We start from the raw sequence: 21,189 nt of genomic DNA on the forward strand, positions 1-21,189 counted from the left end.
CATCCCCGTACACCCGGTCCGCGTTTGTCGGTATGGACCGGGTTCGCGGTACGTATGCGCCGATCTTGAGCATTCCGTTCCTTTGTAGCGCTACAAAGGAACGGAATGCTCAAGATCGGCGCAAAAGCATAACCATGCCGCACACCTCCCGGCGGTCACGGTGAACCGAGCGTGAACACGCGCAGCAGACCGTAGGACACCGCGGCGATCGCGGCCGCCCCGGGGAGCGTCAGTACCCAGATGAGGATGATGTCTCCGGCCACCCCCCAGCGCACGGCCGAAAGCCGCCGTGTGGTGCCCACGCCCACGATCGCCGACGTGATCGTGTGGGTGCTGGACACCGGCACGTGCCAGATGAAGGCGGCGGCGTAGAGCACCAGCGCCGCGGTGGTCTCAGCGGCGAACCCCTTTGGGGAGTCCAGTTGGATCACCCGGCGGCCGAGCGTGCGCATGATCCGCCACCCCCCGGTCACCGTCCCGAGCGACATGCTCGCGCCGGCCGCCGCCACGACCCACATCGGGATCGTGTAACTGTGCTGGTACCCGGTGAGCACCAGGGCCAGCACCACCACGCCCATGGTCTTCTGCGCGTCCTGCAGGCCGTGCCCCAGCGCCATGGCCGCCGCCGACGCGGACTGGGCCATGCGGAACTTGCGTGCCGCCCGGAGCGGGTTGGCGCGGCGGAACAACCACAGAATGGCGACCATCACGAAATAGCCGACGAGGCCGCCGACGATCGGGGACAGCAGCATCGGCAGCACGAAGCTCTCCGTGATGCCCGCCCCGCTGATCGTGCCGGCCGAGGCGAGCGCCGCCCCGATCATGCCGCCCACCAGCGCGTGCGAGGACGACGACGGCATACCCCGGTACCAGGTGATCACGTTCCACCCGATCGCACCGACCAGCGCCGCGAACAGCACCTCCATGCCGGGGGTCCCCGACGGCGGAAGAATGATGTTCTGACTGATCGTCCGGGCCACACCCTCGCCCAGGAAAGCGCCGAGCATGTTCATCGCCGCCGCCATGAGCACCGCGACCCGCGGGCCCAGCGCGTTGGTGCTGATCGATGTGGCGAGTGAGTTCGCGGCGTCCTGGAAGCCGTTGGTGAACGCGAAGACGAGCGCGGCGCCGACGACCGCGACAAGCACCAGGTTTTCCGGCGGCACGTCCACGGAGATCAGCCCGCCCGGGCCGGGCCGCGTCGCCGCCACAAAAGCGGAGGTATTCAGGACTCCTTCACCACGATGGTCTCGACCGTGTTCGCCACGTGCTCGAACGCGTCGGCCGCGGTCTCCAGTTCCTCGATGACGTCCTTCAGCTTGAGTACGGTCAGCGCGTCGTACTCACCGCTGAACAAGCACGCCAGTAGGCGACGGTAAATCTGGTCGGCCTGGTTCTCAAGCTGGTTGATCTCGATCCAGTACCGGGTGAGGTCCTTCATCGCGCGAAGCCGCGGCATGGCCTCGGCGGTGAGCTCAGCGGCGCGCTCCAGCACCTCGACCTGGTCGATGATGCCCTTGGGCAACCGGTTGAGCTGGTACAGCCCGATGAGGTCGACCGCGGCCTCCATCGAGTCCATGACATCGTCGAGCGAGGAGGCCAGCCGGTAGATGTCCTCACGGTCGAACGGCGTGACGAAGCTCTCGTTGAGTCGTCGCATGATGGCGTGCGTTCGCTCGTCACCGGCGTGCTCACAGGCGCGCATCTTCTCGGCGATAGCCTCCCGGTCGGCGCCGTCACTGATCAGTTCCACCAGCAGACGGGCTCCGATAACCAGGTTGTTCGCCGAATCAGCGAACATCTCGTAGTAGCTCTCATCGCGCGGTGTTAGGCGCAGGCGCACATCTGTCTCCTGAAGTGCGATGGTCGTCCGTGGGGATGGCCTTCGGCATATCGGCACAGCCGGCAACGGCCGATGGACGCCGGCGCGCTCGTGGGGGCACCACACTCGCTCCGGCCCTGGGGGGACTTCGCTTCGCGTTCACGTGGTCGGTACCAAATCAGCCAAACCCGACGTCGTGGAACATCAACCCTATCTGCCCCGGTCAGGACGACCACGAACGATACGGCACCGGGCCGCTGCACGAACGGCCCGGTTACCGGCCATGGTGAACCTCGCGAACGGGGCGCGAGCAACCGTCGAACGCGGAGCGGCGCACGCTCCGCGACCTCCGTGCCATGCACTGGAAAGCATCGATTCACCATCCCGACGGGACTCGTTCCCCTCAACGGTCAGTTTCGGCGGATTCCTCCGTCAAGGCAACCGTCCTCGCGCAGATGGCTTGATGATCCCCCTAATCTGCCGGACCGTGCCGCGGGGTCCGGCCGGACCCGTCAGCCCCGCGGCGGCCCCGACTAGTCTCAGGACACATGCCGGCCAAACCCACCGCGGCGCAGCGACGCCACGCGGCCCTGCGTGCCGCACTCGACTCCCAACGCACCGCTCTGGGAGAACCAGCCTATTCCGGCCCCGACAACCCCTCGGTGGTGCTGACCGAGTGCGCCGCGGCGGTCCTGCGCGCACAAGATGCCGGTGGCACCCCCGAACGCGAGGCGGTGCGCGCCGCCGTACGCGGCTCGCTCGCCGAGTTCGCCCGGCGTGTCCCGGGCCACAGTGTGGAGATCCGTGTCCCGCCGTTCGGCGCCGCACAGGCCGTCGAGGGCCCCCGGCACACCCGCGGCACGCCACCGGGAGTCGTGGAGACCGACCCGCTCACCTGGATCGCGCTGGCGATGGGCTACCGCGGCTGGCAGAGCGCCGCCGCGGACGGCTCGGTGAGCGCCAGCGGCGAACGCGCCGACCTCTCGCCCCACCTGCCGCTGTGGCCGGGAGCCTGACCCCCGGTTGGCGCGTCCCCCGTGGTCAGGCAGTAGGCTGAGGGATGTGTCGTACTCCGACGGCCGGCTCACCTCCGAGATCGATCCCCACGAACGTGGACCGCAGGACGCATGCGGGGTATTCGGGGTCTGGGCTCCCGGCGAAGAAGTCAGCAAGCTCACCTATTTCGGTCTCTACGCCCTCCAGCACCGCGGGCAGGAGTCCGCGGGCATCGCCACGAGCGACGGCGAGCGGATCGTTGTCTACAAAGACATGGGACTGGTGTCCCAGGTCTTCACTGAGGCGACCCTGGACTCGCTGCCCGGCCACCTCGCGGTGGGGCACTGTCGCTACTCCACGACCGGCTCACCGGTGTGGGAGAACGCACAACCCACCTTCTACACCGCCCGCGGCGGCGGGTTGGCGCTCGGCCACAACGGCAACCTGATCAATACGCCCGAACTCGCGGCGATGCTTCCGGACAACCGCCTCGGAGCGACCACCGACACCGAGGTGCTTACCCAGCTTCTCGGGGGCAGCCAGGGGCGCAGCATCGAGGAAGCCGCGCTGGACCTGCTGCCAAAGGTCCGCGGCGCCTTCTCACTCGCCTTCATGGACGAGACCACGCTCTACGCCGCCCGCGACCCCCAGGGGGTCCGCCCGTTCGTTCTGGGGCGCCTCAGCGACGGCTGGGTGGTCGCCAGCGAGACCGCGGCACTCGACATCGTGGGCGCCACCCCGGTTCGCGAGATCGAGCCCGGCGAACTTGTCACCATCGACGAGCGAGGGGTGCGTTCCCTGCGCTTCGCGCCCGCCGCGCCCAAGGGGTGCCTGTTCGAGTACGTCTATCTGGCCCGGCCCGACACCACGATCGCCGGACGCAACGTCAATTCGACCCGCGTCGAGGTCGGCCGCCGGCTGGCCAAAGCGCAGCCCGTCGACGCCGACCTGGTCATCCCGGTCCCGGAGTCCGGCACCCCCGCCGCGGTCGGCTACGCCGAAGGCAGCGGCATCCCGTTCGCGCAGGGCCTGGTGAAGAACTCCTACGTGGGCCGCACCTTCATCCAGCCCAGCCAGACGCTGCGCCAGCTCGGAATCAGGCTGAAGCTGAACCCGCTGCGCGATGTCATCGACGGCCGGCGGCTTGTTGTGGTCGACGACTCCATCGTCCGGGGCAACACCCAGCGGGCCCTGGTCCACATGCTGCGCGCGGCCGGAGCCGCCGAGGTGCACGTCCGCATCTCCAGCCCGCCAGTGCAGTGGCCCTGTTACTACGGGGTGGACTTCGCCACAAGATCCGAGCTCGTCGGCGGGAACCTGGACACCGAGGAGATCCGCGCCTCCATAGGCGCCGACTCGCTGTCCTACATGGAGCTCGACGAGCTCGTCGCGGCCACCGAGCTGCCCAAGAACCGGCTCTGCCGGGCCTGCTTCGACGGCGTGTACCCGATCGAGGTCGATGCCGACTCCCGCGGGAAGTACCTGCTGGAGAAGGCCTGCGGCACGCCCGAGTCAGGATCCGTTCCCGCGAGCGCGTAGCCATTCCCCATTTCCGTGCCGCCCCGTGGTCTTCCGCGGCGTGCCGGGCACGCGACCGAGCACCGAAAGAGGTTCTTCCGTGGCAGAGGGCACCAGCGCGAGCGGTGCGTACGCCGCCGCCGGGGTGGACATCACCGCCGGGGAGCACGCCGTGGAGCTGATGAAGCAACACGTCGCCCGCACCCGCCGGCCCGAGGTGCTCACCGACTCCAGCGGCTTCTCCGGGCTCTTCAAACTGGACACCAGCGGCTACCGGGAACCGGTCCTGGCCACGTCCACCGACGGCGTCGGAACCAAGGTGCTGCTGGCCCAGGCCCTGGACAAGCACGACACCATCGGCATCGACCTGGTGGGGATGGTGGTGGACGACCTTGTCGTCAGCGGAGCCGAGCCGCTGTTCCTGACCGACTACATCGCGTGCGGCTCAGTCGTGCCCGAACGTGTGGCCCAGATCGTCAGCGGGATCGCCGAAGGCTGCCAGCAGGCCGGGTGCACCCTCATCGGCGGGGAGACCGCCGAGCACCCCGGTGTTCTGGAACCGCACGAGTACGACCTCGCCGGCGCCGGCACCGGACTCGTCGAGGCCAGTGCCGTCCTCGGACCGGACCGCGTTCGCGCTGGGGACGCCGTCATCGCGCTGGCCTCATCCGGGCTGCACTCCAACGGCTACTCGCTGGTGCGCCGGGTCGTCGACGAGGCCGGCCTCGATCTCGCCGCGCACGTGCCCGAGCTCGGCGGAACCCTCGGCGAGATCCTCCTCACACCAACCCGGGTCTACGCCCGGGACTGCCTGGCGCTGGCCCGCAGCGCCGATGTCGACGTGCACGCGTTCGCGCACATCACCGGCGGCGGACTGGCGGCGAACCTGCAGCGCTGCCTCCCGGCGGACGTCGACGTCGCGGTCGACCGCGGCACATGGGATCCCCCGCCGGTCTTCGGTTACATCGCCGCGCACGGCGGCATCGGCCGCACGGACATGGAGGCCACCTTCAACATGGGCGTGGGTATGGCCGCCGTCGTGGCCGGCGACGCCGAAGACCGTGCGTTGTCCCTGCTGGCCGAGTGCGGGCTGACCGCGTGGACGCTGGGCCGGGTGACTCACGGGTCGGGAGAGGTGCGGGTGCATGGCGCGTACGCGTCCTGACCGGCCGGGCGGTGGAACACCCCCCGCATACAGAGACGGCCGGCCCGAACCACCGAAGTGGCTCGAACCGGCCATGTCTGCCTGTTGGTCAGCGGACCCGGGGAGCATCCCCGCCGCGAGCGGGAAAGAGCACCAGTTGCTGGCGTTCGGTCAACGGCTCAGCGCGAGCCACCTGAACGGTCGGACTCCTCCCCCGCCGGGTCGTCGCCGCCCGGATACTCGTCAGCAAAGTCCGCGTAACGGTCGACCAGGTCATCGTAAGGGTCTTCATAGGTGTCGTCCGGCTGATCCGGCGACGACACATCTTCCTCAGCGACACCCAGCTCTGACCGCAGCCGGTCCAGGTCGGTCCCTCCGGTGTTGTACTTCAACCGCCGGGCGACCTTCTGCTGCTTGGCCTTGGCTCGGCCGCGCCCCATTGGCTCGACCCCCTCAACGATTGGGTTTTGAAGAAAACCCCAGATCAACTAGCAAAACCGCAATGCCGGGCTGACCGTCGTCACCGCACTGACGACAGGCGCCAGCTTACGTTCGAGTACAACCGTACCCGCTTTGAGACCGGCCTGCCTACGCCGCCCGTGGCTAGAGGGAAGCTTCGGCGTAGCGCCACAGCCGCCGACACTTCCGGGCCGGAGGTGTCCACCGGCTGCGGCACCGCCCCGTGGCCGTCGCCCGCGCGGGATCTCCGCCCGGGCCCGGGCACGCAAGGTGGCCGGTGAGTGCCACGCGCCACGATATATGCCACGATGCGATCGTGCTGCCCTACACTGCCTATCTCCGCGTTTACCAGCCCATTACCGCGTTTTCGAGCCGGGATCGGGCCTACTGGAGCGCCTACGCGGATTCGCCGGACCGGCCGAGAAAGGTCCGTGCCGTAGCGGTCGAGCACGAGGAGAGCCTGCGCCGCCTCGTGGCCACACCGCCTATTGTCGCGCCCGAACGGGAGAGTGGCCACGCCTATATCCGGCGCGTCGGCTCCCAGCTCTACGTCTGCCCCTGGCAGACCCGGCTGCGGTCCTGGCTCGGGTTCCGCGACTTCCGCTCGCAGACCCCGGCAGGGCTGAGCACGGCCTTCGTTCCCGAATCTGCCGCAAAAGCGACGGAGCACGCGTTCCAGCGCTGGCGCGAGCGCGGCGAGCCGCTCCGCACCCAGATCCTGACAAGTACCTGGACCGTGCCGCTGCCCTGGTTCGCCCTGTTCGACGCCCAGGAACGCTGCTTGGTCCTGCAGTCGGGCACGAACCCCGCTGCGGCACGCGGCGAGAACGCGGCTCCCGCACCCGGTCCTCCCAGCCAGGGAGCAGGCGACGGGTCCCCTTCCGGAACGGCACCGCACCGAGCGCTCATCTACGTGACGGAGCTGAAGCAGGCCCGTGAGCGCTTGGACCGGGCGATCGGGGTGCTGCGCGAGCACTTCGGCGAGAGCTCGACGCTGAGCTCGACGGAGCAGTTGGAGGACTGGCTGACCGGGGTCCACCCGAGTTCGCTGCTGGAGCTCGACTACGGCGGCCTGGTACGCCTGCTTGACGATGACGAGCTGCGCGAGGACGAATCGGCCGCGGAGATCGCCGCCGCGATCACCGGCCTGGAGAAGGGCCAGGACGAGCTGACGGTGGCGATGTACCAGAGAGTCACCCAACGCTGGAAGGCGATCCAGGCACTCGAACACGCCAACTGAGCGTAACGAGTGCGCCAGTGCCACCCTGGGCCGCGCCCGCTGCCACCGGTCGCGTGCCGCGCCGGAGGGCAGCCTGATGCGGCGGGTTCGCGCCGGCACCCCGCGGACCGGAGTGGAATCCGCTGCCAATCCGCGTCGGACGACCCTCACACTTGGCATCATCTTTGGCGAAAATGGGCATAACAGTCCATAGAGATCGACGTAAACTGTGTTCAGCCGATCACCGAGCGCACTCTGGGTAATCGAGAACGCCGGCCGCGGCGCCGACGCAGGCAACACAAGAGAGAGCGGTCGATGAGGGCGGGCCAGGACAGCCGAGTGCGCTGGGCGGACTGACGGGCGAGCCAGTGGGCGGAGCATCGTTCACAACGACAGAGCTGGCCTTACCGCGTTTCAGTCAGGGCCTCAGCAGCACTTTCGGCGCTCCGGATCGAGAAAAACAGGGCCGGAGAACGAAGTTTTGGCCGAATACGCCACATGCCACTAAACGTGTCGCTAGAATCACTCAGCGTGACGCGACATCTTGAGCGACTTTGGGGTCTCCCATCCCCCAAAGTCGCGTTAAGTGGTCGTATAATCACCTCGGGTGATGCCAATATAGACCATGAGGGCAATATTGGACATCCGGGCCAAGCGCCAGGATAAGGCTCAAGGATCGGCACACAGATCCAGGAGGAGAGGCCGTACACATGTCAACTCGCACGCCCGAGGCGGAGCCCCTGTTGACCCCTGCCGAGGTCGCCACCATGTTCCGCGTGGACCCCAAGACCGTCACGCGCTGGGCGAAAGCGGGCAAGCTGACCTCGATTCGCACTCTGGGTGGGCACCGCCGCTACCGCGAAACAGAGGTCCGCGCACTGCTGGCCGGAATTCCGAGCCAGCGCACGGAGTGATCGCCCCGGGGTCGTGCCGTATCCGGGGGGATTACCCCGGGCACACAGCTCCGGGGTACCGAGGGCGGGCCGCTGCTCGGGGCGGCCCGCCCCCGTCGTGCCGTTCGTCGTGCCCGTCGACCGGCCCGGGGATTCGCACGGTCAACCGACCACGTGTCCCTCGATGTAGTCGTCCCCGTAACGCTCCCACTCCAGAAACCGTTCCGTCTCGCCCACAAGGCCCGAGGTGAGCCACACGGCGATGACGGCGTCGTCGGCCAGCCCGAAGAGCGGGATGAACAGCTCCGGAACCAGGTCGAGCGGCGAGAGGATGTACAGCATCGCCAGCACGTACAGCAACAACCGCGAGACCGGAAGCTGGGTGTAGCGACCGCGGAGCCGCGAACCGAACATCCGCGGGATCGCGCGCGTGCGAGCCCACAACGAGGGTTTGCCAGGCTTGACCCCCTCATGCACCACCTGCCACGCGGCGGCGCCCGCTGCGGCGCGATTCGATTTGCGCACCGGAATCACCTCGACATCTGCGCATCTGCCGGCGACCGCTGGACGCCGGGCACCCAATGACCCTTCTTCACGATATGACGCGAAATCCTCGCTTGTGGTTCCCGGGACAGGCTAAGTTGGCCTCATCCACCCCCTCCTGCCCTGAGGACACCGTTGACGATCCCGCGCACCGGACGCCCCGCACCAGAGGGGGCGCCGACAAGCCTCACCAGGCCTCTCACGGGTGTTCTCACAGCCCTGCTGGCGATCACCGCGCTCACCGCCGCTGCGGGCTGCACGGCGATCTCACACGGCGACTCGGGTGCCGATGACGACGTTGTCCAGTCCCCCAGCGCGGAGGGGGACGAGGGTCCACTGTCGGGCCAGACCATCGTCATCGATCCCGGCCACAACGGAGGCAACGCCGACGCCGCCGGCGAGATCAACGAGTCCGTTCCGGCGGGGCCCAACAAGAAGGCGTGCGACACCGTTGGCGCCACGAGCGCAGACGGCTACCCCGAGCACGAGTTCACTTGGGAGTTCGCACGGGATCTGCGCACGGCGCTGGAGGCGGACGGGGCCACGGTCATCCTCACCCGCCCAGATAACGAGGGTGTCGGCCCGTGCATCAACGAGCGCGCCGAGATCGGCAACGACGCCGACGCCGACGCCGCCATCTCGATCCACGCCGATGGTGCCGACAGCGAGGGCCGCGGTTTCCACGTCATCGCCCCCGGTGAGGTCGAGGGATACACCGAGGACATCGTGGAGCCCTCCCGGCGGCTGGCCGAGGACGTACGCGCGGAAATCCGGGACGGGACCGACCAGCCCTACGCCGACTACATCGGCGAGGAAGGGCTGGACGTGCGCACCGACCTGGGCGGCCTCAACCTCTCCGCGGTGCCCAAGATCTTCCTGGAGGTCGGCAACCTCGGCAACGCCGAGGACGCCGAGCTGCTACAGGACCAGGAATGGCGCCAGCAGACCGCCGAGGCCGTCGCCGCCGGGAAGAGCCGCTTCCTGCTGGGGGAATGACGCCCGCACGGGTGGGGTCCGGACGAACCGCGGTCACCCGGCTCTCGACTGCTCTCGGTCCGGGCCCCGGTGCGCCAGCGGGACCGGCACGCGCCGTTCCGCGCGCAACTGTTCCCGGTGACCGACGCGACGGGAGTCGGCACAATGGACAGCATGGGCCTGACACCAGCGGATATCCGCAACAAGACGTTCCGGACGGTGCGCCTGCGTCCCGGTTACGACGAGGAGGACGTGGACACCTTGCTGGACCGGATCGAGGCGACGTTCGCGGCATTGCGGGGCGGTCCGCTGCCGGACCAACTCATCACCGCGGAGGAGGTCCTGGCCTCGAAGTTTCGGGGCACGCGGCTGATGTCGGGATACCGCGAGGACGACGTCGACGAGTTCCTCGACGTCGTCGCCCGCGAACTTCGCGAGTACGGGCTCGGCACCGTGGACGACCGGCCAGAACCCGGTGCGCTTCCCGAGCCGCCGGCCGTCCGCAAGGCGCGCCGCACGGACCACGCACCGCCCCCGCTGGCTCCCGAGCCGGAGCCGGCGCCGGACCGTCCCGCGATGCGGCCCGAGGACATCCGGAACTGGACGTTCGCCATGACCCGGCTCACCACCGGGTACAACGAGCAGGAGGTCGACGAGTTCCTGGACGTGGCCGAGGCGACGCTGGCGGCACTGCGGCAGGACGACCCCGAACGCATCACCCTCACCTCCACCGACGTAGAGCGGGTCCGCTTCGCCACCACCCGCGCGCGCCCCGGCTACGACCCGGCCCACGTGGACGCGTTTCTGGACGAGTTCGCCGCGGAGTTGCGGCGCTACGAGCGCTAAATCGGTGATGTGGGTGCAGGGTGCGGCGCCTAACGGGGCGGCGACGGCGGTGGGTGGCCGGGCCCGCGGTGAGCGGTGCGGGTGCCCGATGGTGACGCGCCCCATAGAGCAGCGGCAACGGCGCACACTCTAGGGCCGCTGTCGGGTTCCGCCCGGCGCGGGGCTCAGGACCTGCGCTCCCCACCCGCTATGCCCGGTTTTCGCGCCGATCTTGAGGAAATCGTTCCTTTACCGCACGGTAGGGGAACGATTTCCTCAAGATCGGCGCCCAGGCCGCCCACAATCCGGACATAGCGGACGCGCGGAGGCTGCCGCCGCACCGAAGATGACCATGCGGACAGATTCAGCGCCGAGAATGACGCCACGGACACTCTCGCCGCGTCCCGCCACCGGCCGCAGCCTCGTCGGCCGCGCCACCGGCGGGCACCAGAACCGACCCCCGCAGGCCCGGCCACCCACCGCCTTCGCTGCCTCCTTTCGTCGGCCGCGCCACCGGCGGGCACCAGAACCGACACACGCCCACCCTGGCCACCCGCCGCCTCCGCTGCCCACGATCGGAAGCCCAACCACCCGCCCACATCACCGATCTAGCTTCCGGTTGGGCGCTACGCAGGCCGCAGCCCGGTCAGCAGCAGGTCCGCGTAGTACCCGCCGATCTCGGCACCGCCCAGCTCCCCATCGGGCCGGTACCACATGCCCAGATGGTTCACCGCGCCGAAGTACTGGCTGGCGACCATGTCGGCCGGCACGTCGGTGCGGAAGACGCGCTGGCTCTGCCCTTCCTCGATCAGCGCACGGAACCGGTCCTGGTACTGGCGCCGTTCCGCGCGGACCTGGTCCTGGCGATCGAGCGAGAGCACGTGCAGCGAACGGAAGTAGATCACCATGTCGTCCAGGTTCTGCACGGTGGACTCCACGACATCGACCGCCGCCGCGCGCAGGCGCTCCCGCACCGGCCCCTCAGCAGTGGCGCACGCGTCGAGGTTGCGCATCTGCGTCGCGATGACCCGCCGGAAGACCGCGAAGAGCACATCCTCCTTGGACGCGAAGTAGTGGTACATCGCGCCCTTGGTGACGCCGGCGGCGTCGACGAGATCCTGTACCGACGTGCGCTCGAACCCCCGATCAGCGAACAGCCGCGTGGCCGCCGCCAGCAGCCGATCGGGCACCGCCGGACAGGCCCCGGCCCCGCCGCCGGGCTGCCCGCCGGCCGCGCCCGTCTCTGCTGCCGATTCCGCCATGACGCGTCGCGCCCTCCTTGTCCCAAGAACTACCCGCACCCCAACATACCGAGTGGTCGGCGCGGCTCCGCCTGACCGGGCGCCCGACACGCCCGCGCGCGCCACGGCAGTTCGCCTCGAAAACTTCCGGATCGCCCCAGGCCAGGTGGGAACAGCGGCGTTTGCGGCGCGCCCCGGCCGGCATGCCCTCCCCGCGCGGGCCGTTCGCGGCGGCTAGGGTGTGACGCGGCGAACATACCCAGCGAACCTACTGCGACTTCGAACTAATGTTCGATATCCTGGGTGTGTGAGTCTCCTCAACGAACAGATCGACGTCAGATCGACCACCGGCGGACATCCCGCCCTTTTTGCCTGGCGTGGGCACGTGTACCGGGTACGGCGCATCATCGGCAGTTGGCGGTCCCCTTCGGACACCCCCGATGCCAAGGACACGGATTCCGGGTTCCACCTGGTTCGGGTGGCCACCGAATCCGACCAGGGCGAGCACGGCATCGCCGACATCGCGTGCGACACCGCCACCGAACACTGGACGTTGCGCCGGCAGTGGGGCTGATCTCGCAGCCGGGTGGCGGCGGCACGCGCCTCGCCCCGTGGCCGGACCCCAGTGGGAAGCCGGCCGGCGCACGCTCGCTCGGGGCGGGCAGGCCAGCCGTACCGCCCGGACCTCGTACCCGGCCCGGTCAGCCGGGCCGGACGTAGTAGGCCTCGCCGTCCTCGTGGGCGTGCCGGATCCGGCGCAGCACGCGCGGGTTCAGCTCGGGTAGCGCGTCGGACGCGAACCAGCGGACCTCCAGCGACTCGTCCGCGTCGGTGCGCGGTGCGCCCCCAAGCGCCCGGCAGCGGAACGCGATGTCGAGGAACTGCACCCGGTCGCCGTTCGGGTAGGTGAACGGTGGCTCGGTCACCACACTGGCGACCCGCTCGACCGCGACGCGCACCCCCGTCTCCTCGAACACCTCGCGAACGAGAGCCTCCGCCGGCTGCTCACCCGGCTCCAGGATGCCGCCCGGCGTCGACCACCGGCCGTCGTCGGCGCGGCGGTGCAGCAGGATCTCCCCCGACGCGCCGATGACCACCGCCGTCACCCCGGTCAGCCACAGGAGCTCGTGTCCGACATGCGCGCGCAGCTTGCGGACGAACTCAGGAGTGGGCATGGCCCCGACCCTACTTCGCGCGCGAACTGGGGCGTGCGTCCACCGGCTGCCGCCCGCACGGCGTCATGCCGCAGGTGCCCGCCGTAGGATCGGGCACCTGCGGCATGACGCCGGCAATCGGGTGTCCGCGCCGGGAATCCGGAACCGGCCGCCAGCCGACTTCTGTTAGCCGACTTCCTTCTGGGCCTCAAGCGCCTCCATGGCGTTGACCGCCGCGGGGACGGTCCGGTGCACCGCCACCTGCCGGTGCAGCCCGACCAGGCGCACGACCTTGGTGACGCGCTCGTTCGGCGCGGCCAGCGCCAAACTTCCTCCGCGCTCTTTGACCGACCGGTAGATGTTGATGACGACGTTGAGCCCGCTGGAGTCCATGAAATCCAGACTCGTCAGGTCGAGGATCAGCCACGGCCCGTGTTCGTCCACGGCTGACAGGACATGTTCTTGGAGGTCGCCAGCGGTAGCGATGTCGAGGTCACCTTCGACCTCGATAATCACGCTATGGTTGTCGACCCGGGTGTTCAGCCCAAGCCTGTGCACGTTCACTCCTCCCAGCCCCACGCGATGATGAGGGGTCCCTCGCCAGCATACGGAGAGCAGCGAAATCCGCCAGGGGGTACGGCCACGGATCCGCGCTCCGGCGCTCCGATCTCCCCGGCGACAACGCCGGCCGGCGCCCCGGGACGGCTCGACGCGGCTCCGCGCGCTCCCTGCTCCCGTAAGACTCTGACCACATACGGTATTAGCTGAACGCGCTGACTGGAATGCCAATTGGAAAGATATTTTCCGCCACGCAGGTCATAGGTAGACGCGCCGGGTGTGTGGCGCTGCTCATGTTCGGCCGAGCTGCCAACAGCCCGTTGGCCTAGGAAAACTCAGTGGAACCGGGGTCGTTCGGGGCCTGCGTCTCGGGTTCCTGGCTGGCGGTGCCGCCCCCGCGCGCGAACTCGGCCAGCAGGCGTTCGGCCGCCAGGGTCGCGGGGAGCCCGCCGGAGCGGACCGCGGCCTCGACGTCCGCGGCGACGCTCCGTACTCCCCGATCGCCCAGCATCCGGTCCATCAGGCGCTCCCGCACCTGGCTCCACATCCACTCCACCTGCTGGCCGGCACGCCGCTGCGCCAGCTCGCCGGTCTCCTCCAGGGCACCGCGGTGGTCCCGTACCGCCTGCCACACGTCGTCCAGCCCGTCGCCGGTAAGGCCGCTGCAGGTCAACACGGGCGGCCGCCATGTCGGATGCGCCGGCTGGATCAGGCGCAGGACGCGGGACAGCTCGCGGGCGGCCTTGCGGGCGTCGTCCGCGTGCGGACCGTCGGCCTTGTTCACCGCGACAACGTCGACCAGTTCCAGCACGCCCTTCTTGATTCCCTGCAGCTCGTCGCCGGTGCGCGCGAGGGTCAGCAGGCAGAAGCAGTCGACCATGGAGGCGACGGCCACCTCGGACTGCCCGACACCGACCGTCTCCACCAGGACAACATCGAAGCCGGCGGCCTCCACGAGGACGATGGCCTCCCGGCTGGCGCGGGCCACCCCGCCGAGCGTTCCCGACGTCGGCGACGGGCGCACGAACGCGTTCTCCTCAACCGCCAGCGAGGGCATCCGTGTCCGGTCGCCGAGGATGCTGCCTCCGCTCCGGGTGGAGGACGGGTCCACCGCAAGAACCGCGACCCGGTGTCCCCGGCCGACAAGCCGGCTACCGAGCGCGTCGATGAACGTCGACTTGCCCACCCCGGGCACTCCGGTGATCCCGACCCGGTGGGCCTTCCCACTGTGCGGCAGCAGCGCGGAGAGGAGCCGTTGCGCCCGCTCCGCGTGATCGGCACGGCGCGACTCCACCAGCGTTATGGCGCGGGCCAGAGTCGGGCGGTGTCCGGCGAGCACCCCCTCGACGTACTCGCCGATGTCGGTGCCGTGCGTCATCCCGCGTGCCCGGGACGGCGGTCCAACTGGTCGAGCAGCCCTTCCGCGGCCTCGGCGATCACGGTGCCCGGCGGGAAGACCGCCGAGGCCCCTGCCTCGAACAGTGCGTCGACGTCGGCGGGCGGGATGACACCGCCGACCACGATCATGATGTCGTCGCGCCCCAGCGCGGCCAGCTCCGAGCGCAGCGCCGGCACCAGCGTGAGATGCCCCGCAGCCTGCGAGGAGACCCCGACGATGTGCACATCGCCCTCGGCCGCCTGGGCCGCGACCTCGGCCGGTGTCCGAAACAAGGGGCCGACGTCGACGTCGAAGCCGAGGTCGGCGAATGCGGTGGCGATCACCTTCTGGCCACGGTCGTGCCCATCCTGCCCCATCTTGGCGACCAGGATCCGGGGGCGCCGTCCCTCGCTCTCCTCGAACGAGGCGACGCGGCTGGCGACGGACCGCATGGCCGCGTCGTTGCGGGCGTCGTCGGACAACGTGGCCTCCTCGCGGTACACACCCTGGATGGTACGGACCTGGCCGGAGTGCCGGCCGAAGACCCGCTCCATGGCGGCGGAGATCTCGCCCACGGTGGCCTTGGCGCGGGCGGCGTCGACGGCGGCGTCGAGCAGGTTGTTGTGCAGGGTGGCATCCCCCGGGTCGCCGGCCGCGGCGGCGGTCAGCCGGTCGAGCGCGGCGCTGGCGGCCTCCTCGTCGCGCTCGCCCCGCAGCTTGCGCAGCTTCTCCACCTGCTCCTCGCGGACCCGGCTGTTGTCGACCCGCAGCACGTCGATCTTGTCCTCGGTGTCGGGCCGGTACTTGTTCACCCCGACCACTGGTTGCCGCCCCGAGTCGATGCGGGCCTGGGTGCGGGCGGCGGCCTCCTCGATGCGCATCTTGGGGATGCCGGCATCGATGGCGGCGGCCATCCCCCCGGCCTGCTCGACCTCGGTGATGTGCGCCCAGGCGCGGCGCGCGAGGTCATGAGTCAGGCGCTCGACGTAGAAACTGCCGCCCCACGGGTCGATGGTCCGGGTGGTACCCGACTCCTGCTGCAGCACAAGCTGGGTGTTGCGGGCGATGCGCGCCGAGAAGTCGCTGGGCAGCGCCAGAGCCTCGTCGAGGGCGTTGGTGTGCAGCGACTGAGTGTGGCCCTGGGTGGCGGCCATGGCCTCGACGCAGGTCCGCACAACGTTGTTGAACACGTCCTGCGCGGTGAGCGACCAGCCGGAAGTCTGCGAGTGCGTGCGCAGGCTCAGCGACCGGTCGTTGGCCGGCTCGAACTCCTTGACCAGCCTGGCCCACAGCAGCCGGGCCGCGCGTAGCTTGGCGACCTCCATGAAGAAGTTCATTCCGATCGCCCAGAAGAACGAGAGCCTCGGGGCGAACGCGTCCACATCGAGACCGGCCGCGCGCCCCGCCCGGACGTACTCCACGCCGTCGGCCAGCGTGTAGGCCAGCTCCAGGTCGGCCGTGGCCCCGGCCTCCTGCATGTGGTAGCCGGAGACGGAGATCGAGTTGAACCGCGGCATCCGCCGCGAGGTGTAGGCGAAGATGTCGGAAATGATCCGCATCGAGGCCTGCGGCGGGTAGATGTAGGTGTTGCGGACCATGAACTCCTTGAGGATGTCGTTCTGGATGGTCCCCGCCAGTTTCTCCGGCGGCACCCCCTGCTCCTCGGCCGCGACGATGTAGAGCGCCATCACCGGCAGCACGGCCCCGTTCATGGTCATCGAGACCGTCATCTCGTCCAGCGGAATCCCGTCGAACAACTGCCGCATGTCGAGGATGGAGTCGATGGCCACCCCGGCCATGCCGACGTCCCCGGAGACCCGCGGGTGGTCGGAGTCGTAGCCGCGGTGCGTGGCCAGGTCGAACGCGACCGAAAGCCCTTTCTGCCCCGCTGCGAGATTGCGGCGGTAGAAGGCGTTGGACTCCGCAGCGGTGGAGAACCCGGCGTACTGCCGGATGGTCCACGGCTTGTTGACATACATCGTCGGGTACGGGCCGCGCAGGTACGGCGGGATGCCCGGGTAGCCACCGACGAAGTCCAGGCCCTCGCGGTCGGTGGCGGTGTACAGCCGCTTGACCCCGATCCCCTCGGGGGTCTGCCACACCTGCCCGCTCGGGTCCTCCCCGGTGGCCCGCCGCACACCACTGGCCCACTGGTCGGGGTCGCCGGCGGCGCCGACCGCGGGAGAGCCAGGGGTGACGTCGCGGAAATCCGGTATCCGGTACCCCGCGTCACCGCTCATCGTGCCACCCCCATGGCGTCGAGGAGTTCGTCAAGCAGGCCGACCGCGTCGCAGCCGGCATACAGCCAGGTATCCGCACCAGCCGCTTCGGGCGCGGACGCGGGCGGACCCGCGAGCAGCACCCGCGTGGCTCCCGCGTCCCGCAGCGCCCGCACGCCGGCGATGGCGTGCTCGGTGTACAGCTCGTCGCTGGCACACAGGCAGGCGATGCGCGCCCCACTCGCCCGGAACTCCGCCACCGCCTCGTCCACGCCGCCGCGGGTGCGGCCGCCCAACGGCTCGATCCCGCCGGCCCGGAGCAGGTTGCTGGCGAACGCGGCGCGCGCGGAGTGCGCCGAAGCGGGGCCGAGTGTGGCGAGGAAGGCCGTGGGCCGCGCCCCGGTCGCGAGCAGGTGCGCGTCGGCGCGGTCGCGCAGTGCCTCGAACTCCTCGGCGTACCGATGGGGGGTGAGCGCGTTCGCCGCGGCCGAGCCCGCCGCGTCTCCCGGCGTGGCCGGTCCCCGCTCGTCCACCTGGCCCAGGTCCGGGTACTCGCTGACTCCGATCAGGGGGTCCCGGCGGTGTCCCAGGTTGTCGCGCCGCTGCTCCCAGGTCTCGTGCACGCGCCCGGCGAGCATTCCGGAGGACAATGCGGCGGCCATTCCCCCCGCACCCTCCAGTTCCTGGAGAAAGTCCCAACCCTGGCCGTACAGGTCGGCGGTGAGCCGCTCCACGAAGAAGGAGCCGCCGGCCGGGTCGATCACCCGCGCCAGGTGCGCTTCGTCCACGAGGAGCGCCTGGGTGTTGCGGGCGATGCGGTGGGCGAAGTCGCCCGGCAGGCCCAGAGCGGCGTCGAACGGGCGCACGGTGACCGCGTCCGCGCCCGCCACACCCGCGCCGAAGCACGCGAGCGTACAGCGCACGATGTTGGTGTGCGGGTCACGGCGGGTCATCATCGACGCCGAGGTCACCGCGTGCTGCCGCATCGTCCGGTCTCCGGGGGCCAGCCCGCACGCCTCGGTGACGCGGTTCCACATGGCGCGGGCCGCACGCAGCTTGGCGATGGTCAGGAACTGGTCGGCGGTCGCGGACAGCCGGAACTCCAGGCGGCGCGCGGCGTCAGCCAGGTCCATCCCGGCGTCGGTGAGCGCGCGCAGATAGGCCACGCCCGCCGCGGCAGCCGCCCCGAGCTCCTGGGTGTGCGACCCGCCGGCCTCGTGCACCGGGGTCGCGTCGACCGTGACCAGGCCCAAGTGGGGGTAGCGGGCGGCGTAGCGCGCGGCCAGGCGGGCGGCCGGGGCGAGCTCGGCCGGCGCGCCACTGCGCGCGGCGACACTGATCGGGTCGATGCCCAGGTTGCCGCGTACCTCCTCCGGAGCGGCGCCCTGGTCGGCCCACACCGCAAGCAGCGCCTCGCAGCCGGCCTCGTAGTCGGACCCGGCATCCAGGGTGACCGGAGCGTGCTCCAGGCGCACATCGGCGAGCGCCTCCGCGATCCCCGGGACCGGGATACCCGAAGCGCCGGCCGCCAGCCACAGAGAGTTGGCTCCGTTGTCCAGGTCGGCCAGCACCGCGCGGCGCGCCCCCGCGGGGTCCGGGTCCGTGTGGAGCTGCCGGACATCCCATCCGGTGATTGGGGTCCCCTCCGGGCGCGTGCCGCGGGTGAACGGCTCCTGCCCGGGGAGCCCGGGGTCGAGACCGTCCTCGCCCACGTACAGCGGGCTGATCGCGATCCCCTCGTACGTGGCGCTGGCCAGCAGCTCCTCGGGCGCGGACACGGCGTCGTCGACCCGTTCCCCGGACTTGGCCAGCACTCCCGTCACGAGCTCGCGCCACTGCTCTCGGGTGGCCGTGGGGAACTCCGAAGCCAGGGGCAACTCCGCGCTCTCGGCCTCGCTATCCGGCATGTCCATATTCCGGATGGTAGAGAACGACGTTCGGTTGGCCTATGAGCGGGGCCCGGGATTGTTGACTGTTCACCCCGCCCGACCGATACCGCGGGTCATGCGCGAGCGCTGGCGGAACGCGCCGTTACCCGGTGGGGCTCGAGGACTCCGACTCCTCCTGCGCTTCCACTGCCGGGGCGAAAACGAAGCGCTGCCGCTCCCAGACGACTAGGGCGTGTCCGTCGCCGGTGACCGCCTCGACATAGGGGGCGAGGTCGTCGGAGACGATGTCCTTCGACTCCGCCTCCAAGACGACCTGCGAGGTTCCGTCGTCGGACTCGCGGGAGTCGCCGTAGATGAAGCCGTCCAGGGCGAGGGTGGGGGTGATCGCGCGTTCGGTGCCGCCCTCGAACTGCCAGCCGATCCCGCCCTCGACCAGGTCGACACCGATCATCGGGGTCGCCCCGCTGGCCTGGGGCAGCAGCAGCGTCTGGGTTGCGGAGTCGTACACGGTTCCCGGAATCCACGCGGAACCGAAATCGTGGTCATCCGGGTTGGCACCGGGTTCGGTCAGGGTCCACTGCAGCTCGCCGCTCTCCAGGTCGTGCAGCGACAGCAGCGAAGAGTCCTCGGGAAGGGTCCACCGCACCAGAACGGTCTCCCGAGTGCCGTCCGCATCGGCCTCGCCGGTGGCGCCATCCTCCCCGCCGGGAAGCTCGTAGGTGCCGACGAGCTGCGGTTCCGGCCGCGGGACCGCGGACTCCCCGGCGAGCTCCTCGTCGTTACCGGAGATGCTCCAGAGCAGTTCGCCCGTGTCGTCGCCGAGGTCACGCGCCTGCAGCAGCCCGGAACCGTCGTCGAGGAAGAGCACGTCGCCGCGCGCGCCCACGGGTACGCCCATCCGCTCGGGGTCGGGATCGGTTTCGGCGCCCTCCTCGGACGCGTCGCCCTCACCCTCGTCCTCGGACTCCCCCTCGTCCGTGTCCTCGGGCGGCTCCTCGAACGTGAAGTCCCAGATCTCCTCCTCGGCGGTGTCGAGAACGGCGTAGTCGCCGTAGGGCTCCTCGGCGGACCACCCCTTGGGACGCCGGACGACCAGGCCGTCCAGGTAGGTCTTCCGGCCGGAGCCCGCCCAGACGGTCTCTCCCTCGTCGTCGACGACCTCCGTGGTCACCGCCTCACCGTCCTCCTCGGCGAGCACGAGCACCTCGGAGCCGTCGCGGTCCCGCCCGAAACTGTCGATCCGCTGGTCGCCCTGCCACAGCGTCTCGCCGTCGCCGGCGCGCTGCAGCATGTGCCGTTCCTCGCTGTTCGAGCTGATCAGGAACGCGTCACCGAGGTCCTCGATGCGGACGCCACCGGAGTCGTCGAAGATCTTGGGGCTCTCGGAGCCGGGCCCGTGCAGGTAGCGCACGGGCTCGCCGTTCACGCCCGGAGGCAGCTCGGTGTCGAAGCTCGTGGGCAGCGGGCTCGGGGACTGCGCACCCTCGCCGGCCGGTTCCCCGTCTGTGCAGGCCGCACCGGACACAACCAGACCAACACCGGTGACCAGCGCCAACGGTGCGCGCCGCCAGTGGGGCATGCCGGTGTCTCCCTCGGACGAGTACGGATAGGTGAAATCCTAGAACCCAACGGTTTCCCGAGATACGTCCGTTACCCGGACCGTTACAGGCCGTCGCCGCGTCTGGGGACGATACAGGTTCGCCGAGCGCGTTAGGATGCGGCCTCCACCTCGACCGTCACCGTGCCCCGGTCCTGGGTCAGCACATCGCCGCCGGTCACCTCGGCGAGCCAGGCGCGGAACTCCGGAAGGTCGGGTTCGGCCACGGCGACCTCGATCTCGACGTCGGCGCCGTAATGGACAGCACGCACCTGGTGCCGGGAGTCGCGCAGCTCGCTCTCCAACCTGCCGGCCTGCCGGTAGTCCGCCAGCACACCGACCACAGCGCGGCTGCGCCGCTCCAGCAGCCCGGCACGTTCGACGGCGGTGGAGACCGCGTTGCCGTACGCGCGTACCAGGCCGCCGGCGCCCAGCTTGGTCCCGCCGAAGTAGCGGGTCACGACGGCGGCGACACCGGTGAGTTCGCGGCGGCGCAGCACCTCCAGCATTGGCACGCCAGCGGTTCCCGCCGGTTCACCGTCGTCGCTGGAGCGCTGCGTTTCGCCGCCGGCGCCGGTCACGTACGCCGTGCAGTTGTGCGTGGCGTCCCAGTACCGCCGGCGCCGCTCGGCGATGAACGCCCGCGCGCCCTCCTCGTCCGCCACCCGCTCAACCGCGCAGATGAAACGGGACCGCTTGACGTCGAGCTCGACCTCGGCGGCGCGTTTGATGGTCCTCATCGTGGAATTCGACCACAGG

Annotated in this window: 20 protein-coding genes; 8 read left to right on the top strand and 12 right to left on the bottom strand. The window is 69.9% G+C overall.

Going from position 1 to position 21,189, the window contains the following annotated elements; all coding sequences use genetic code 11:
• Window positions 1-155: 155 nt before the first annotated feature.
• Window positions 156-1,211, bottom strand: coding sequence for an inorganic phosphate transporter (locus F4561_RS24535; RefSeq protein ID WP_376773679.1), 1,056 nt, complete (start codon window positions 1,209-1,211; stop codon window positions 156-158).
• A 14-nt stretch (window positions 1,212-1,225) separates the two neighbouring features.
• Window positions 1,226-1,843: a DUF47 domain-containing protein gene (locus tag F4561_RS24540; protein ID WP_184582064.1), complete on the bottom strand. Its 618-nt coding sequence runs from the start codon at window positions 1,841-1,843 to the stop codon at window positions 1,226-1,228.
• Window positions 1,844-2,370: 527 nt separating this feature from the next.
• Here F4561_RS24540 and F4561_RS24545 point away from each other — a divergent pair.
• The 3 genes from F4561_RS24545 (at window position 2,371) to purM (ending at window position 5,501) form a co-directional block, all read left to right on the top strand.
• The gene (locus F4561_RS24545; RefSeq protein WP_184582066.1) at window positions 2,371-2,838 is read left to right on the top strand and encodes a sterol carrier family protein; all 468 of its coding nucleotides are present in this window, start codon (window positions 2,371-2,373) and stop codon (window positions 2,836-2,838) included.
• Window positions 2,839-2,884: 46 nt separating this feature from the next.
• Window positions 2,885-4,357 (top strand): amidophosphoribosyltransferase, encoded by a 1,473-nt coding sequence (purF, locus tag F4561_RS24550; protein WP_184582068.1) that lies wholly within the window; start codon window positions 2,885-2,887, stop codon window positions 4,355-4,357.
• A gap of 79 nt (window positions 4,358-4,436) precedes the next feature.
• Entirely contained in the window at window positions 4,437-5,501 is a 1,065-nt protein-coding gene (purM, locus tag F4561_RS24555; RefSeq protein ID WP_312885517.1) for a phosphoribosylformylglycinamidine cyclo-ligase, read from the top strand.
• Window positions 5,502-5,659: 158 nt separating this feature from the next.
• Here the strand turns inward: purM and F4561_RS24560 are convergent, their stop codons facing one another.
• Entirely contained in the window at window positions 5,660-5,920 is a 261-nt protein-coding gene (locus F4561_RS24560) for a DUF3073 domain-containing protein (RefSeq protein ID WP_184582072.1), read from the bottom strand.
• A 335-nt stretch (window positions 5,921-6,255) separates the two neighbouring features.
• On the opposite strand from F4561_RS24560, the gene F4561_RS24565 reads away from it, so the two are divergent.
• Both F4561_RS24565 and bldC read left to right on the top strand, forming a co-directional pair.
• Complete coding sequence (locus tag F4561_RS24565; protein WP_184582074.1) at window positions 6,256-7,179, top strand: DUF8083 family protein; 924 nt, start codon at window positions 6,256-6,258, stop codon at window positions 7,177-7,179.
• Between the two features lie 689 nt (window positions 7,180-7,868).
• The gene (gene bldC, locus F4561_RS24570) at window positions 7,869-8,072 is read left to right on the top strand and encodes a developmental transcriptional regulator BldC (RefSeq protein WP_013155387.1); all 204 of its coding nucleotides are present in this window, start codon (window positions 7,869-7,871) and stop codon (window positions 8,070-8,072) included.
• A gap of 141 nt (window positions 8,073-8,213) precedes the next feature.
• Here bldC and F4561_RS32825 read toward each other — a convergent pair whose 3' ends face one another.
• Window positions 8,214-8,576, bottom strand: coding sequence for a YkvA family protein (locus tag F4561_RS32825; protein WP_184582076.1), 363 nt, complete (start codon window positions 8,574-8,576; stop codon window positions 8,214-8,216).
• Window positions 8,577-8,729: 153 nt separating this feature from the next.
• Here F4561_RS32825 and F4561_RS24580 point away from each other — a divergent pair, with 153 nt between their 5' ends.
• Entirely contained in the window at window positions 8,730-9,590 is an 861-nt protein-coding gene (locus F4561_RS24580) for an N-acetylmuramoyl-L-alanine amidase (RefSeq protein WP_246437274.1), read from the top strand.
• A gap of 144 nt (window positions 9,591-9,734) precedes the next feature.
• Window positions 9,735-10,415, top strand: coding sequence for a DivIVA domain-containing protein (locus tag F4561_RS24585; RefSeq protein ID WP_246437997.1), 681 nt, complete (start codon window positions 9,735-9,737; stop codon window positions 10,413-10,415).
• A gap of 605 nt (window positions 10,416-11,020) precedes the next feature.
• Here F4561_RS24585 and F4561_RS24590 read toward each other — a convergent pair.
• On the bottom strand, window positions 11,021-11,656 hold the full coding sequence (locus F4561_RS24590) for a TetR/AcrR family transcriptional regulator (RefSeq protein ID WP_184582080.1): 636 nt from the start codon (window positions 11,654-11,656) through the stop codon (window positions 11,021-11,023).
• A 286-nt stretch (window positions 11,657-11,942) separates the two neighbouring features.
• Here F4561_RS24590 and F4561_RS24595 point away from each other — a divergent pair, with 286 nt between their 5' ends.
• Complete coding sequence (locus F4561_RS24595; protein ID WP_184582082.1) at window positions 11,943-12,209, top strand: DUF6504 family protein; 267 nt, start codon at window positions 11,943-11,945, stop codon at window positions 12,207-12,209.
• Window positions 12,210-12,336: 127 nt separating this feature from the next.
• Here the strand turns inward: F4561_RS24595 and F4561_RS24600 are convergent, their stop codons facing one another.
• From F4561_RS24600 to F4561_RS24630, 7 genes are all read right to left on the bottom strand, one after another.
• Window positions 12,337-12,810 carry an NUDIX hydrolase gene (locus F4561_RS24600; protein WP_184582084.1) on the bottom strand — a complete coding sequence of 158 codons (474 nt, stop codon included), beginning with the start codon at window positions 12,808-12,810 and terminating at the stop codon, window positions 12,337-12,339.
• 165 nt (window positions 12,811-12,975) lie between these two features.
• Window positions 12,976-13,347 (bottom strand): STAS domain-containing protein, encoded by a 372-nt coding sequence (locus F4561_RS24605; RefSeq protein ID WP_184582086.1) that lies wholly within the window; start codon window positions 13,345-13,347, stop codon window positions 12,976-12,978.
• Between the two features lie 325 nt (window positions 13,348-13,672).
• Window positions 13,673-14,725: a methylmalonyl Co-A mutase-associated GTPase MeaB gene (gene meaB, locus F4561_RS24610; RefSeq protein WP_184582088.1), complete on the bottom strand. Its 1,053-nt coding sequence runs from the start codon at window positions 14,723-14,725 to the stop codon at window positions 13,673-13,675.
• On the bottom strand, window positions 14,722-16,965 hold the full coding sequence (gene scpA / locus F4561_RS24615) for a methylmalonyl-CoA mutase (protein ID WP_184582090.1): 2,244 nt from the start codon (window positions 16,963-16,965) through the stop codon (window positions 14,722-14,724). The genes meaB and scpA overlap by 4 nt, the downstream gene beginning before the upstream one ends.
• Window positions 16,962-18,857 (bottom strand): methylmalonyl-CoA mutase family protein, encoded by a 1,896-nt coding sequence (locus tag F4561_RS24620; RefSeq protein ID WP_184582092.1) that lies wholly within the window; start codon window positions 18,855-18,857, stop codon window positions 16,962-16,964. The genes scpA and F4561_RS24620 overlap by 4 nt, the downstream gene beginning before the upstream one ends.
• Window positions 18,858-18,975: 118 nt before the next feature.
• Window positions 18,976-20,412, bottom strand: coding sequence for a hypothetical protein (locus tag F4561_RS24625; protein WP_184582094.1), 1,437 nt, complete (start codon window positions 20,410-20,412; stop codon window positions 18,976-18,978).
• 131 nt (window positions 20,413-20,543) lie between these two features.
• Window positions 20,544-21,170, bottom strand: coding sequence for a YigZ family protein (locus F4561_RS24630; protein WP_184582096.1), 627 nt, complete (start codon window positions 21,168-21,170; stop codon window positions 20,544-20,546).
• Window positions 21,171-21,189 lie beyond the last annotated feature (19 nt).

It is taken from the genome of Lipingzhangella halophila, from assembly GCF_014203805.1.
Taxonomy (GTDB): domain Bacteria; phylum Actinomycetota; class Actinomycetes; order Streptosporangiales; family Streptosporangiaceae; genus Lipingzhangella; species Lipingzhangella halophila.

Excerpts from the sequence above, each read along its gene's own strand:
- F4561_RS24545 (WP_184582066.1), top strand. The coding sequence starts at position 2,371 with ATGCCGGCCAAACCCACCGCGGCGCAGCGACGCCACGCGGCCCTGCGT.
- F4561_RS24560 (WP_184582072.1), bottom strand. The coding sequence starts at position 5,920 with ATGGGGCGCGGCCGAGCCAAGGCCAAGCAGCAGAAGGTCGCCCGGCGG.
- bldC (WP_013155387.1), top strand. The coding sequence starts at position 7,869 with ATGTCAACTCGCACGCCCGAGGCGGAGCCCCTGTTGACCCCTGCCGAG.
- F4561_RS24585 (WP_246437997.1), top strand. The coding sequence starts at position 9,735 with ATGGACAGCATGGGCCTGACACCAGCGGATATCCGCAACAAGACGTTC.
- F4561_RS24590 (WP_184582080.1), bottom strand. The coding sequence starts at position 11,656 with ATGGCGGAATCGGCAGCAGAGACGGGCGCGGCCGGCGGGCAGCCCGGC.
- F4561_RS24600 (WP_184582084.1), bottom strand. The coding sequence starts at position 12,810 with ATGCCCACTCCTGAGTTCGTCCGCAAGCTGCGCGCGCATGTCGGACAC.
- meaB (WP_184582088.1), bottom strand. The coding sequence starts at position 14,725 with ATGACGCACGGCACCGACATCGGCGAGTACGTCGAGGGGGTGCTCGCC.
- scpA (WP_184582090.1), bottom strand. The coding sequence starts at position 16,965 with ATGAGCGGTGACGCGGGGTACCGGATACCGGATTTCCGCGACGTCACC.
- F4561_RS24620 (WP_184582092.1), bottom strand. The coding sequence starts at position 18,857 with ATGGACATGCCGGATAGCGAGGCCGAGAGCGCGGAGTTGCCCCTGGCT.
- F4561_RS24625 (WP_184582094.1), bottom strand. The coding sequence starts at position 20,412 with ATGCCCCACTGGCGGCGCGCACCGTTGGCGCTGGTCACCGGTGTTGGT.
- F4561_RS24630 (WP_184582096.1), bottom strand. The coding sequence starts at position 21,170 with ATGAGGACCATCAAACGCGCCGCCGAGGTCGAGCTCGACGTCAAGCGG.